The following is a 13,147-nucleotide window of genomic DNA, read 5'->3' on the forward strand; positions in this document are numbered from 1 at the left end:
TCCACCAAACGCTTTTACATGAAAAACACGGCAAACAACGTGCTAAGCAATAACCCAAGGATGACGGGTAGAAAGCAAACGCGCACGAGTGTCTGAACGTTCACTCTCGCTACCCCTGCAACGGCAACGAGGGAGGACCAGGCAATGAGTGTACCGCCACCGACCCAAATGGCTCCCATTTGTCCGATTGCTGCAAGGGTTGCAGCGTCGACGCCAGTGACGGTGCCAAGTGCACCGGATAAGGCACCGGTTAGTGGTAAACCAGAGAATCCTGAACCATCTAGACCCGTGATCATTCCGATGAGTAAGATTCCAAAGGCGGCAAAGACGCCGTGTTCTGGGATGAACTGTTGGCCTGATTGAACGAGATCGAACAGGAATGCGGGAGCAGTCTCTGTTTGTAAAATATTTCCGCTAAATTCGTCACTCCCGAGGAAAAAGAAACCGGCAATCGGAATGACTGGGCCCATCGCTTTGAAAGCGAAAAGGAAGCCATCGACCATACAATCGCTAACGTTGTCGAACACTTGCTTAGGTTTGTAGAACACGCTGGCAAGAAGGAGTAGGATAAGTGCGGCACCTCCGATTAACGCTGCACCCGAACCACCTTCTAGGCTAATGTCGGTAAAGAATGTCGTATAAAGCATGTAAAGAATGATGATTAGGAATGTAACAGGAACGACGATTGCAAATAGTTTTCCTTTCCAACCGATGGATTCACGATGCTCAATTCGTTTTTCACCCATCCACTTCTTAAGGTGAGTAGCACTCGGCCTTTGAATTGTTTTTCTAAGCATTAGATAGGCGATTCCAATGGCTACTATCCCTGTAATTATGGATAAAACGAATGCGCGATCAGCGACAGCTTGAATGTCGACACCAGCGGCGGTTGCACTGAGCATTGGTGCAATTTGAATGATGTAGTCACTCGATAACGCCATCCCTTGACCAGCAATCGCAATGGCAGCAGCCCCCGCAATAGGTGGTAAGCCTGCTCGAATTGCAACAGGTAATAAGAGCGCCCCGACGAGTGGGACCGCGGGTGTTGGCCAGAAGAACAATGAAATACAGTACGTGACAATAATGATGACATAGTAAGAAATGTGACCATTTGTCATGATTTTACCAAACGGTTTGATCATTTGTTCATTGGCACCAACGACCTCGAGTCCTTGTAATAAGGCGGTCATAATGGCGATAATTAAAAAAATGCTAAACAGCTCACCGGCGGCGACGAGACTGGCAGTGAAAATCGTCTGCAATCCCATTGTTACAGAACCGGTAAAAACGAGTCCGATGATAAACGTCATCACAATGGCAGGAACGACGACGTTTCTTCTAAGAAGCATCGTTAAAATGATGAGTAAAATCCCTGCAAAGTAGATCCAATGAGACGCTACGATATCCATATTGAGCCTTCCTTCATTAAAAGAATACGATATTGTACGTCAACATAGGCGGAGTGTGTGCGGTTGATACAAAAGTTTTGTTTTGACAAATAATACGAAAACTTCCAAAATTAAGGGAGGGGTACGCTGGAATTTCTATGAGAGATGTCCTTCCGAAGATTGTTACATTGTTGTCACGCTCTTTTATAATGGAAAGTATGAAACTATGGTAAACTAAAGGAAACTAATCGTAGACAACATTTAGAATCTACATCAATATTACAAAGCAGGTGATTGTTATCCACCCCCATCATTCATTGTGGAACAAAAGAGAGAAAAGAAATCAAATTAGTGTCGTGCGTGGAGAACTTGCACCATCGAAAGTCATAACAAATGCCACATTTCTAAATAGTGGGCGTAAAGCTTGGACAAAAGGAAACATTTGGATTTACGGGGATCGAATTGTCTATGTCGGGAAAGCGCTTCCATCAAGTGACGAGAATACGGAATGGATTGACGCGAGTGAACGGTACATCGTACCAGGTTACATTGAGCATCATGCTCACCCATTTATTGCTTATAACCCATCCACTTTTGCGGATTATGCTCTAGAAAGAGGAACGAGCACAGTCTTTAATGACAACTTAATCGTAATGATGAATGTTGATAAAAAGAAAGCGCTTACTTTAATTTCGGAAATGAACGAAGGGCCGTCTTCCCTTTATTGGTCTTGCCGAATTGATCCGCAAACGGAAACGAAAGATGAGCATCAAGTGTTCACACCACAAGCGTTAGAAGATTGGTTGAATCACCCCCTTGTCGTGCAAGGGGGGGAGTTAACGGGATGGCCGAAGGTCATTTCTGGTGATGATACGCTTCTTCATTGGATGGAAGAAGTGCTAAAGCGCAACAAACGAATTGAAGGTCACTTGCCCGGAGCTTCAGAGCGAACACTTGCTCAGCTTGCAATTTTAGGGGTTACAAGTGATCACGAAGCGATCTCAAGTGAAGAGATATTAAAGCGGTTAGATGCTGGATATACGACAACGTTACGCCATTCTTCGTTACGTCCAGATTTACCAATGCTCATCAGTGAAATTGTAGAGGAAGGCGTGACGAATTTTAACCGTTTCTTGCTTACTACGGACGGTAGTACACCGCGTTTTCATGAGCCTGGCGTAATGGATCAATTAATACGCATCTGTATTGAAGCAGGTGTCGATCCGATTGCGGCTTATGAGATGAGCTCTTATAACGTAGCGAGACACTATGGAATTGATGCACATCACGGCATGATTGCACCAGGTCGACTTGCGCATTTGAATTTCTTAGAAGCTGTCGATACGCCCGAACCTGTATCGGTTATTGCGAAAGGGGAATGGATCGTACGTGAAGGTGAGCGCGTTTATGAAGCGAAGCCGTTTCCTTGGGAGAACTATACCGAGAAATGGCAGCCGGTGTCTTGGGATTTAAGTGATGATGATTTGCACTTTTCAATGCCGATGGGAATTCACCTCGTGAGTTCTGTTCTGCTCAAACCGTACCACATTGAAGTGGACGGAGCCGTTGACGATTTAAATGCGTCCCATGACGAGAGTTTCTTTGCGATGTTTGATAAAGAAGGCAAGTGGCGCATGAATACAATCATTAAAGGGTTCTCATCGAACATCGATGGATTGGCGACATCGTTTTCAATTACAGGCGATGTTACATTGATCGGTAAAAAGAAATCAGCCATGAAGAAAGCCTTTGCAGTGCTCAAAGAACAAGGTGGCGGTATTGTCATCGTTCAAGATGATGAAGTTCAATTTCAGTGGGCGTTTCCACATTTCGGTGTGATGAGTGATAAACCGATGGAAGAAGTCATTGAAGAGCACAAGCAGTTTGAAAGTGTTTTAAAAGAGGCGGGGTATCCGTTTGAGGATCCGCTTTATAGCATTTTCTTTTTCTCGTCGACACATCTTCCGTATGTAAGGATGACTTCCAAAGGAATTTATGATGTTCATAAGAAAAGCGTGCTATTTCCAACGATAATGCGTTAAAATGGTAAAGGAATAGAGACATTAATTCTGATGCAAAGGGGATGGGGAGAAGATTGCTGTTAGACAAGTAGCCACTATGGGGTTGCTGATAGTCTCTATGCTCACCGCCTGTAGTGTAGGGCTTGGTGAAGATGAGCCTAGAGACGACACCAATGAGCTAGACCCTAAAGATATGCATCAAGACGAACAACAAGATGTAGACGTTTCGAGCGAGGAATCTGAGTCAACTGAAGAAGTGACCTTAGAACCATCCACTGCACGTCCAGTTGCAGTCGTTGTAAGTAACGATCGGGCAGCACTACCTTAGTCGGGTTACAAGAGGCTGATGTCGTTTATGAAGTATTGTCGGAGGCGTCAATTACACGGTTTGTTGCCGTGTATCAAAGTGAATATCCAGAGCGAATTGGTCCGATTCGTAGTGCCCGTGAAGCATTTATTGATGTGGCTCTCGGATATGATCCATTGTTTATCGCACACGGATTTAGTCCAGGTGCTGAGGATAGGTTGTATAGTCAAGAGATTGACCAATTGAATGGGATGGATTATGATGGGACGTTGTTTGCTCGTGACAGTGAACGGGTTGCGCCACACAATTCCTTCGTTCGGGTAGATGAACTGTTAACAACAGCGAGTGATCATGGTATGAATACTGAAATGACAGTTGATATTCCATTTTCATTTGCAGAAGATAACTTCCAAGGGGAAGTTGCCGAACAGATTGTCGTTTCTTATCAAGATGCTAATTATGCGGAATATCGATTTAATGAGAACGAAGATGTGTACGTGCGTTATAATAATGGCGAACCTCTCGTTGACGGTGATACGCTGGATGCTTATGAGGTAGACAACCTCTTAATTGTTGAAGCGCCTCATGCAGTCATTGATGATGCAGGTCGCCGCCACATTGATTTTCTTAATGGTGGAGATGGGCTACTCATTCGAAATGGTAAATCTCAAGAGATCCAATGGAAAAATGAGAACAATCAAATCGTTCCGGTAGACGAATCATTAGCATTAGGAAACACATGGGTCAATATCGTACCTTCATTGCAATCGGTAACAATATATAGTGATTTAGAAAGAGAGTGATTATGTGCAGATCGATAAATTACGAGGTAAAGAACTAGATCAATTATTCCAAGCGGTGTTGTCACTCAAAGATTTAGAGGAATGCTATCAGTTTTTTGATGACCTTTGTACAGTAAATGAAGTGCAGTCGCTTGCACAGCGATTAGAAGTCGCTCGTATGTTGCAATCAGGCAATACGTATCATAAGATTGAAGTTGAAACAGGAGCAAGTACTGCGACAATTAGTCGTGTGAAACGTTGCTTGAACTATGGTAACGATAGTTATCAAATGACGCTAAATCGTGTTCATGGTACTGAAGTTTAATCAATTAAATGATCTAACTTGAGCTTTTATTCTTATTGAATAAAAGCTCAAGTTTTTTATTTTCAAAAAATTATTGACGATTAAGTGTATCAAGGGTATAGTACAGATAGGTTAAGTGTATGAGTCAATTAATACATACAGGTTATTAAGCATTGATAGTATAGAAGGAGATACTCTAATGAACATTTCGTTTAATACGAGAGATCCGGTATATTTGCAAGTCATTCGCCATGTGAAGTTGTTAATCGCACGTGGGGAGCTTGAGGGTGGAGATACGATCCCATCACGTAGGGAATTGGCGACATCGTTAAAGATTAATCCAAATACAGTTCAACGGGCGTATAAAGAAATGGAGGAAGCACAATTGATTCATACGGAACGGAATAAGCCGAGTACAATTACGTCGGAGCAAGAGATATTATCGAATGTTCGACGAGAATTGTTACGAGAATCAGTTCATCAGTTTTTAGAAGAGATTGCTCCGCTTCAACTGTCAATGGAAGAGCTAATGAGTCTCGTTGAAGAAGAATACTCGTCGGTTCGAAGGGAGAATGAAGATGATTGAGCTGAAGAACGTATCGAAGCGGTACGGTCGAAAACGTGTCATGAATGACATCTCGTTCACCGTTGATGCGGGTGAAATCACTTGTCTAATTGGATTAAACGGTGCCGGTAAAACGACGTTATTAAAAGCGATTATGAATCTAACACCATCTCAAGGAAGAATTACAGTAGGTGGTAAGAAGGTGACGTCAAAAACATATCAAGACATGGTGTTCGTACCCGACGTGCTTCCGATGCCAAGGAATATGTCGATTCAAGAGTGTTTAGATTTTATGAATCATTTTTATAAGAAGTGGGATGAAAAGGCTGCAAATGAACTACTACAATTCTTTCTGTTAAAGAAAGAAGAACGCCTTCGAGGCTTGTCAAAAGGGTATTTAATGAGGGTTAATTTGTTACTTGGTATTGCTTCTGGTTGTAAATACTTACTGATGGATGAGCCTCTTTCTGGTATCGACATTCTAACGAGGGAAGCATTAGCGAGTTGTTAACAAGTGAATATGTGGACAAAAAGGCGATCTTATTTACGACACATGAAATTGCTGAGATAGAGACAATTATTGATCGTGCGGTATTTATGAAGGACGGCATGATCGTAAGCGATTATTACGTGGAAACGTTAAGAGAAAAAGAACAAAAGTCATTACTTGATAAAATGCGGGAGGTATATGTGTGAATTTTTTGCAATTGTTATTTATTGAATTTAACCGCATGAAATGGTTTTTGCTCATGTTGGTCACCGTCGTTTTTGGTGCGCAATTCTTTTTTTCGATGATCACACCGGGGCGGCTTGTTCGAGACATTCAATTGGATCGCATCTCTGCATATGAAACGTACAATTTTTCCATGGTACTTGCATCCGACTATTATTTATTCACCGTATTAATCCCAACGATCGTTATCTTTCTTTACGTTGCGATTATTTGGTATCGAGATTGGTTTGGTAAGGGGACGTATATGCAACGGTTACTTACGTTACCGATCAGACGGATGACCATCTTTTATGCGAAACTTACGACGATTGTTATGGTTGCGTTATTATTTATTGCACTGCATTCTTTATTGTTGCCACTTCAACAGCTGACGTTTGCAGCATTGTTGCCTGACCAGTTTTATTCAGGAAATGCAAATGTAATTACACTGATCCAAATGTCTTTCTTAGAAGTGTTTTATTGGCATAACCTTATAGACTTTATTTACGTATTTTTAATTGGCATCACGCTCATTAGTCTCATATTTACAGGTGTTTTAATTGAGAGAGCATATCGCTATGTTGGACTCGTAATGAATGCAAGTATAGCTATTGTCTTATTTGTACTTTATATTCAATTAATTGAAGCCTCGATGAGTTTTTATAGTCATGAAATGATGTGGATGATCAGTGGAATAATTGTTATTTTACTCACAGTTTCACTTGTTATATCGACCTTGTTATTGACGAAGCGGATGAGTGCTTAAGGGAGTGAGATTCGTGAAAAAAGCAATCCCAACGCTAATCATTATTGTTCTTATTGTCGTTGGTTTTAGTTCATATGCCATCCAAATGAGTGCTGCTCTTTCTGAACGCCCGTACTTAGAGCTTGAGAATGAGGAAGGCGATCGTAGTGTCTTGGAAGGTCTTGTCTTCACAGGATATGCAAGCCACTTTGATGAAGAAGTCTCCTATGCGATTGATGGCGAGACGAGCTATGAAAGTACAAGTTCATTGTTTAAGAATTTAGGAACAGCAGGAAGTGTGCATCCAGAACTGGCAGAGCGTCACCCGGAGTTTGCGCGGAATTTGCACGGTCCGTATCATGAAGATGAGAATTTCATCGTCTCAGCAAGTTATCAAATTGTCAGCAATGATTTAATGGATTACCACATTACGCTCAAGTTTCTAGATAAACAGTCAGAAGAACAATGGGAGCTTGAAATACCGTTCGAAGATGCATCATGGGGATGGGTGGAGAGCATCTATTTGGATCAGACAGACGTTCATGTGATCGTTGCGAAAGAAGAATGGGAGGAGCATGATGAGACCGCTTCAAGAAGTGAACATCTCGTTATCGATGTGAAACAATCACAAGTGGTAGACCGTACGTCGTTTGAAGGTTTAATTCAACCGTCTGCAACTGAATTAGAGCAACAAGTACTGATCCAATTGGAAGAAGAGTTAGTTGTGTATGATATGGTCAATCAAGAAGTTGTCCAATCGTTTGAAGCGCCTGAAGGAGCGAATTCGTATACGTTTTACTCATATATGCTAAGTAATGAGCGTCTCTATTATTACGATCATGAGCGGGAGAGCTTCATGTATGATGATGGCGGAGAATATAAACCGCTCGTCGACATTGATTCACTGAATAACAACTATTTATATCATCATTCGTTTGTTGGGGAGTATCTTTATTTACTTTTCAACCATTATGAGACATTGAATGTTACACATCTGTATGTGATTGATCCTATCACAAACGAAGTGGTTTACTCTGGTGACATTACGACAGAAAAAGAACCACCGATTGAACTATACTTTTATGATATAAAAAAGCAGGAAATGTAATGAATGTCTTCTTAGTGCAAAAGCACTGAGGAGGCTTTTTTTGTGTGAAAGATTGTATAAATGAAACAACTGGATGGTGTTCCCTCTAAAGCGTGGTGATGGAATTGTTGAGTCACATAAGCTTCTATTGTAAACTTATCATACGTCAAATGATAATAGGTGAAAGTATGTATATCGTAACATCAACTGTAACTGTGCCTCGTGAGAAGACTGAAGAGGTTATTGATATTTATAAACATCGTTCTAGAAAAGTCGATCAAGCAGCGGGCTTCCAATCGTTTCACCTACTTCAAAATGATAAAAAACCAGAAGAACTAACCGTTCATTTAATTTGGGATTCTAAAGAAGACTATATTCGTTGGGTCAGTAGTGATGAATACAAAGAAATTCATGAGCTTGAGAAAAAATACCCTGATCAAGAGCTCGCTTCAATCTCAGCTAAGGTCGGCATGTTCTCAGTGGTGGCAACATGAATGAAGTGACAAAAAAGCAGGTTGCACTTGAGATTACGAAAGAAATATATCGCGACTTCCCTGATCTATGGGCGAAGTTTGGTGAGAACGGCCGTTTTCGTACAGAGGAAGATAACTTGCATCATCTTAATCATTTAGAAACGACATTGAAAATGAATGATGAATCGTACTTTCTTGATTATACGGAGTGGTTAAACCGAGTGCTTACGAGTCGTAATGTAGGTACTCATCTCATTATTGACAATTTTGAACGGTTGATCCGGCATTTGCGTCATTATGGATCAGAAGAAGAACAGAAGGCGTACACAGGTTATTTAAAAAGCGCCATTAATCAACTACAAGATTAATTGCAAAAGAGGTGTTGACCAATTGCATGAGTATGTAGAGAAGTTTACTGAATATGTATTAGCTGGCGATGATAATCAAGCTAGTCGTCTCGTTGACTCAGCGATGGCTCAATACACGAAAACCGAAGTGTTCGAGCAACTGATTACACCTGCAATGTATAGAGTTGGCACACTTTGGGAGGAGAATAAAATATCGGTAGCGGATGAGCATTTAGCGACGGCAGTTGTCGATATGATCATTACGTCTCTTGATCAAAAAGAACCTCAAGAAGAAGCACTACCTGACACGGGTAAAGTTTTACTTGGTGGCGTTGAGGCAGAGGAGCATTATTTAGGACTCAAGATGGTTAGTTCAAGGTTCAAAGACTATCGATGGAACGTTCGATATTTAGGACCGAACTTACCACTGAGCCACCTTCACACGATGGCACAAATGTGGAAGCCAGATGTAATCGTACTATCTGTTGCACTTGCGTACCGTCTGCCGTCAGTTACAGAATATGTTGATGCGTTTTCGAAGTTTGAGCACCAACCGACAATCTTAATTGGAGGACGAGTGGCTCCGAAGCTACAATCGACATTTTTAGAGTACAACAATGTATTCGTGCTTGAAGGGTTAGATGCACTGGATCAATGGATTGAGACTGGGAAGGTAGGAAGCGTACATGCAGGAACAAAGTAACAGTCACCTTCCTCTTCCATCTTTTAAAATTGATAAAAATTACGATATTTTGGAGCGCTCTACTGAAGCTGTTAAGCATTTTAAAGCAGAGCGTTCCTTTTTAGCGATTGTTGATCAAGATAGCGTAAGTAAAGTAAAGCATTGGTTGCAACCTGAACATGAACAGATGAGGATTGAGGTGAATGTGTTCACCGTCGATGGAGAACTCATTCTCGTTGATCTTTATGTTGGTTGGATTAGCGAATTGCATGCAGAAGTACTCGTCGTCAAAAAGGACGAAGCGTTCTCGAGAGTTATGAATCAACTCGCTCAATTGCGATCAAGGTTACAAGATACGAACATGCAGCTTATGGTCGAGAAAGAACGGTTAGAAGTGACGATGGAAGAGAACCGTCAATTGTCTGCGCCGTTTATTACGTTAAACGATGACGTAGCACTCGTTCCGATGTTTGGAGATCTTGACGATAAGAAGATACGATCTGTAGAAGACAAATTGCTTAAGCAAATTTATGAAGATAGTGCAGATTATATTATTTTTGACTTTACGGCTGTGGGAAAGATTTCGGATTATGGAATGGTCGGGCTTAAAAATATGCTTCAATCACTTTCCGTTATGGGGATGAGCGTAACGATTGCAGGTGTTGATCGCTCAGTCGCAGCTTCTTTTCAACAATTTGAAGTTCAGAATTGGAATTTAACGTTTCAACATTCGTTGGAGAGTGCGTTAAAAAGCATGAATGTCACGCAATAAATGCGGAGATTCATGCTTTTTTTATTGCACTTTAGTCGTGGTTTAGTGACAATGCATTTATGGGTATAAAGAATTATTGGTGATCTAAAAATAAAGGAGATAAGAACTATTGAAAGTGAAAAAAAATAAGGTCATGCTCTTTTTTACAGGTTTTTTCATTGGTCTTCTATTACTTGTCATGGTTTTACATCGAGGAGTTGGTTGGCTAGATCGTTACCTCATGTTAACAGGAAGGGCAGGCAGCGGAGATTCCTCGCTAGTCATAACCTTTTTGCTAATCCTACCTGTTGTGTTTTTTATTGTCGCTTTATTGAATTATATTCGCTCAAAAGAGCATGACCTTATTGAATGGTTTGTTATGCTTTCTCTTACATTCGGAAGTATAGCATTAATGCTGTTGGCGATGGGCTTGTTGAATATCATTTTTCGATTTTTATGGTACTCGCAGCTCTTGCTTATTATGAGCACATGCGGTTGTTAATTGTGAGTACGGTGATCTTTGCATTGCAACATGTTATCGGTTATTTTGCATTCCCAGAATTAATATGTGGAACTGGAGATTATCCATTTTCCTTGCTGATGATTCACGCTGTATTTTTACTTGTAACTTCAGGTGTATTATTGACTCAAATTCGGTACGTAGTCAGTTTATTGCAGATGTGAAAGAAATTGATGACCGCCAACAGAAGATGATCAAATCTCTTGTAGAACGCGTAGCAAGAACGTCAGAAGTTGTAACGTCGAATGTTGAGAAATTGGACAACTCTTCAAAGCGTTCAACAGAAACATCACTAAAAAATAAAGAGTCATTCTCACAAATGGAAGCGGGCGCTTCAATCCAAGTCGAGAATGCTGTGCTTAGCCAATCAGCATTAAAGAATGTGGAAGACCTCGTAAGTCAAATAGTACAAACAGGCAAAGAATCAGAGGCGATTGCAAGAGATGCGAGTCACTCAGCGACTGCAGGTTCTACGTATATGAGTGATTCAATGATGCATATGGCTGGGATTGCGAATCATATGAATTACATGTATGAGCAAATGACGAGTCTGAACGAGAAAATGAAGGAAATTGGAAGGGTAACGGAGTTTATTACGACGATTGGAGAACAGACAAACCTGTTATCACTTAATGCATCAATTGAAGCGGCAAGAGCGGGTAAGGAAGGTAAAGGCTTCTCGGTCGTTGCCAAAGAAATGCGCCGTTTGTCTGAACAATCAAATGAGAATGCGCAGATCATTGTGAAGATCATTTCCCAAATTCAATCTGAGACGAGCGAGTTAAATGAACGTATAACGAAAGCACAAAAAGAAAGCACGTCTGGACTTAGCCAATCCGAACAAACGAAACAATTATTTGAAAGCATTGCGCTTAAAGCGGAAGAAGTGCATGAACATTTGCTACAATCGTTGCATCATTCGAACACCATTCATACGGAAACCGAAAAAGCGTTAGAAAACGTCGAGAGTATGACGAGCGTGACAGAGCAGTATCGTCAGACGATTAATGAAAGTGCTGTCGTTTCAGAGAAAGAACGGAACGATCGCCTTATTATGGATCAATCCATTCATGACTTAAAGCAACTGATCTTAAATCTTCATGATGACTTAGGGGAGTTACGTGCACAAGAGCTTTGAAGAAGGTGGGATTCAATTGTTTGAATCAATTCATCGTGCGATCCATAACAAAATAATCCCTGGAGCGGTCGTTGCAGTCGAAAAAGGCAGTAATCGTACCATTGAAGTTTTTGGGAAGAAACACCCTCGTATTAATGACGAGCTGATGAGGCGAGATACGCAATTTGACATTGCGTCTTTAACGAAAGTTGTCGCAGGTTTGACGGTTGTTTTTCATTTGATTGAACGTGGGCGATTGCAATTAAACCAACCGTTTCCGAGGTGTTGACTGATTGGACAGATCCTCGTGTTACAATCCGGCATTTGTTGCAACATACGTCAGGTTTAAAAGCGGATCATCCAACGAAGTATGAAGGATTTAATCCTGAAGAGATCTATAAGGATTTGATGCAATCACCGTTACAATCGACTCCAGGAACAAAGAGGGTCTATTCAGATCTTGGCATGATGCTCTTGTATTACGTCTGTAGTAGTGTGATGGATATATCTTATGAAGACTATTTTCTACACCATGTTGCAAGACCACTCGGCTTTAAGGACACTACGTATTTACCAAACCGATTGGAACCGATCGCGGCTACAGAGTATGATTTCGCTCGTGGAGTTTATAAACACGGGATTGTGCACGATGAGAAGGCAGAAAGAATGGGTGGTGTGAGCGCCCATGCAGGGTTGTTCTCGACGGCATCAGATCTACTAACGTTTTTATCGATGATGAAACAAGACGGAGCGAAGCTATTTGATGCAGCCTTATTCGAGAAGCGAAAGCTGGACTTGGCTTTGAAGTGGCAGGTACGACGTATCGTCATACTGGATTTACCGGGGTTCACATGTGGGTGATGATTCCCTTGATCTTCGCGCAGTTTTGCTAACGAACCGTGTCCACTTTGGAAGACAGGTGTCTATTCAGTCGCTTAGGAAACAAGTTGACGATGCAATTAAACAAAAATGGGCATCTGCTACGAGCGATTCACCCACCCGAAACATAGATTATGAGTAATTGAAGTTTTAGGAGGGTTCGCATGTTTCCAAGACGACCACCAAAATGGCACCATCCGTTTCCGTTACCTGGTCCAATGAAACCAGGTCAAGAAGTGATTGTTCCTGAAGTGTTTACGGTCCAACATCAACACGTAAAAAATCACGTATTCAAGCACGTTCCTGTCTATCCAGAGACCTATAACGAAGTATACGATCAACAAGTCATTCATACAAATTGGCCTCCCCATCTTCAGCCCCATCCGCCTCACCCTCGGAGAAGGCCATTTTTCTAATGAAAAACTGTCAATCTAAGTAGATTGGCAGTTTTCTTTTTCAATGAATAA

The 13,147-nt window shown here is 41.3% G+C and carries 19 protein-coding genes; 18 read left to right on the top strand and 1 reads right to left on the bottom strand.

The features are described from left to right. Nucleotides 1-14 precede the first annotated feature (14 nt). Nucleotides 15-1,409: a hypothetical protein gene (locus JCM19038_RS12590; protein WP_042418502.1), complete on the bottom strand. Its 1,395-nt coding sequence runs from the start codon at nucleotides 1,407-1,409 to the stop codon at nucleotides 15-17. Nucleotides 1,410-1,744: 335 nt separating this feature from the next. Between JCM19038_RS12590 and JCM19038_RS12595 the strand changes: the two genes are divergently transcribed. The 18 genes from JCM19038_RS12595 to JCM19038_RS12675 all read left to right on the top strand — a co-directional run bounded on the left by JCM19038_RS12595 (nucleotide 1,745) and on the right by JCM19038_RS12675 (nucleotide 13,096). Further along, nucleotides 1,745-3,430, top strand: a complete 1,686-nt coding sequence (locus JCM19038_RS12595; RefSeq protein ID WP_238554403.1) for an adenine deaminase C-terminal domain-containing protein — start codon at nucleotides 1,745-1,747, stop codon at nucleotides 3,428-3,430. A 76-nt stretch (nucleotides 3,431-3,506) separates the two neighbouring features. Further along, a complete protein-coding gene (locus JCM19038_RS20955) occupies nucleotides 3,507-3,737 on the top strand; it encodes a hypothetical protein (RefSeq protein ID WP_152549432.1) in 231 nt (76 codons plus the stop codon). Nucleotides 3,738-3,772: 35 nt separating this feature from the next. Continuing rightward, entirely contained in the window at nucleotides 3,773-4,519 is a 747-nt protein-coding gene (locus JCM19038_RS12600; protein ID WP_081831781.1) for a DUF3048 domain-containing protein, read from the top strand. A 4-nt stretch (nucleotides 4,520-4,523) separates the two neighbouring features. Beyond that, the gene (locus tag JCM19038_RS12605; protein ID WP_042418506.1) at nucleotides 4,524-4,823 is read left to right on the top strand and encodes a YerC/YecD family TrpR-related protein; all 300 of its coding nucleotides are present in this window, start codon (nucleotides 4,524-4,526) and stop codon (nucleotides 4,821-4,823) included. A 178-nt stretch (nucleotides 4,824-5,001) separates the two neighbouring features. Beyond that, nucleotides 5,002-5,388 carry a GntR family transcriptional regulator gene (locus JCM19038_RS12610; RefSeq protein WP_042418511.1) on the top strand — a complete coding sequence of 129 codons (387 nt, stop codon included), beginning with the start codon at nucleotides 5,002-5,004 and terminating at the stop codon, nucleotides 5,386-5,388. Further along, complete coding sequence (locus JCM19038_RS12615) at nucleotides 5,381-5,878, top strand: ATP-binding cassette domain-containing protein (RefSeq protein WP_238554404.1); 498 nt, start codon at nucleotides 5,381-5,383, stop codon at nucleotides 5,876-5,878. The genes JCM19038_RS12610 and JCM19038_RS12615 overlap by 8 nt, the downstream gene beginning before the upstream one ends. Next, a complete protein-coding gene (locus tag JCM19038_RS23715) occupies nucleotides 5,872-6,063 on the top strand; it encodes a hypothetical protein (RefSeq protein ID WP_238554405.1) in 192 nt (63 codons plus the stop codon). The genes JCM19038_RS12615 and JCM19038_RS23715 overlap by 7 nt, the downstream gene beginning before the upstream one ends. After that, nucleotides 6,060-6,845 carry a hypothetical protein gene (locus tag JCM19038_RS12620; protein WP_042418514.1) on the top strand — a complete coding sequence of 262 codons (786 nt, stop codon included), beginning with the start codon at nucleotides 6,060-6,062 and terminating at the stop codon, nucleotides 6,843-6,845. The genes JCM19038_RS23715 and JCM19038_RS12620 overlap by 4 nt, the downstream gene beginning before the upstream one ends. 13 nt (nucleotides 6,846-6,858) lie before the next feature. Then, nucleotides 6,859-7,932 carry a hypothetical protein gene (locus JCM19038_RS12625; protein WP_042418517.1) on the top strand — a complete coding sequence of 358 codons (1,074 nt, stop codon included), beginning with the start codon at nucleotides 6,859-6,861 and terminating at the stop codon, nucleotides 7,930-7,932. 167 nt (nucleotides 7,933-8,099) lie between these two features. Beyond that, the gene (locus JCM19038_RS12630; protein WP_042358943.1) at nucleotides 8,100-8,405 is read left to right on the top strand and encodes an antibiotic biosynthesis monooxygenase; all 306 of its coding nucleotides are present in this window, start codon (nucleotides 8,100-8,102) and stop codon (nucleotides 8,403-8,405) included. Further along, nucleotides 8,402-8,752 carry a hypothetical protein gene (locus tag JCM19038_RS12635; protein ID WP_042418520.1) on the top strand — a complete coding sequence of 117 codons (351 nt, stop codon included), beginning with the start codon at nucleotides 8,402-8,404 and terminating at the stop codon, nucleotides 8,750-8,752. The genes JCM19038_RS12630 and JCM19038_RS12635 overlap by 4 nt, the downstream gene beginning before the upstream one ends. 22 nt (nucleotides 8,753-8,774) lie before the next feature. Then, nucleotides 8,775-9,434: a B12-binding domain-containing protein gene (locus tag JCM19038_RS12640; RefSeq protein WP_042418531.1), complete on the top strand. Its 660-nt coding sequence runs from the start codon at nucleotides 8,775-8,777 to the stop codon at nucleotides 9,432-9,434. Continuing rightward, nucleotides 9,418-10,185 (top strand): STAS domain-containing protein, encoded by a 768-nt coding sequence (locus JCM19038_RS12645; RefSeq protein ID WP_042418534.1) that lies wholly within the window; start codon nucleotides 9,418-9,420, stop codon nucleotides 10,183-10,185. Before JCM19038_RS12640 ends, JCM19038_RS12645 begins: the two co-directional genes overlap by 17 nt. Nucleotides 10,186-10,533: 348 nt before the next feature. After that, entirely contained in the window at nucleotides 10,534-10,848 is a 315-nt protein-coding gene (locus tag JCM19038_RS22880; protein WP_193745125.1) for a hypothetical protein, read from the top strand. Then, on the top strand, nucleotides 10,845-11,822 hold the full coding sequence (locus JCM19038_RS12660) for a methyl-accepting chemotaxis protein (RefSeq protein WP_042418542.1): 978 nt from the start codon (nucleotides 10,845-10,847) through the stop codon (nucleotides 11,820-11,822). The genes JCM19038_RS22880 and JCM19038_RS12660 overlap by 4 nt, the downstream gene beginning before the upstream one ends. Continuing rightward, entirely contained in the window at nucleotides 11,806-12,090 is a 285-nt protein-coding gene (locus JCM19038_RS24500; RefSeq protein ID WP_042418545.1) for a serine hydrolase domain-containing protein, read from the top strand. The genes JCM19038_RS12660 and JCM19038_RS24500 overlap by 17 nt, the downstream gene beginning before the upstream one ends. Next, nucleotides 12,087-12,662 carry a serine hydrolase gene (locus JCM19038_RS12670; protein ID WP_042418547.1) on the top strand — a complete coding sequence of 192 codons (576 nt, stop codon included), beginning with the start codon at nucleotides 12,087-12,089 and terminating at the stop codon, nucleotides 12,660-12,662. Before JCM19038_RS24500 ends, JCM19038_RS12670 begins: the two co-directional genes overlap by 4 nt. Nucleotides 12,663-12,844: 182 nt before the next feature. Continuing rightward, a complete protein-coding gene (locus tag JCM19038_RS12675; RefSeq protein WP_042418549.1) occupies nucleotides 12,845-13,096 on the top strand; it encodes a hypothetical protein in 252 nt (83 codons plus the stop codon). Nucleotides 13,097-13,147 lie beyond the last annotated feature (51 nt).

This window comes from Geomicrobium sp. JCM 19038 (genome assembly GCF_000698125.1).
In the GTDB taxonomy this organism is placed as follows: Bacteria; Bacillota; Bacilli; order Bacillales; family Marinococcaceae; genus Geomicrobium_A.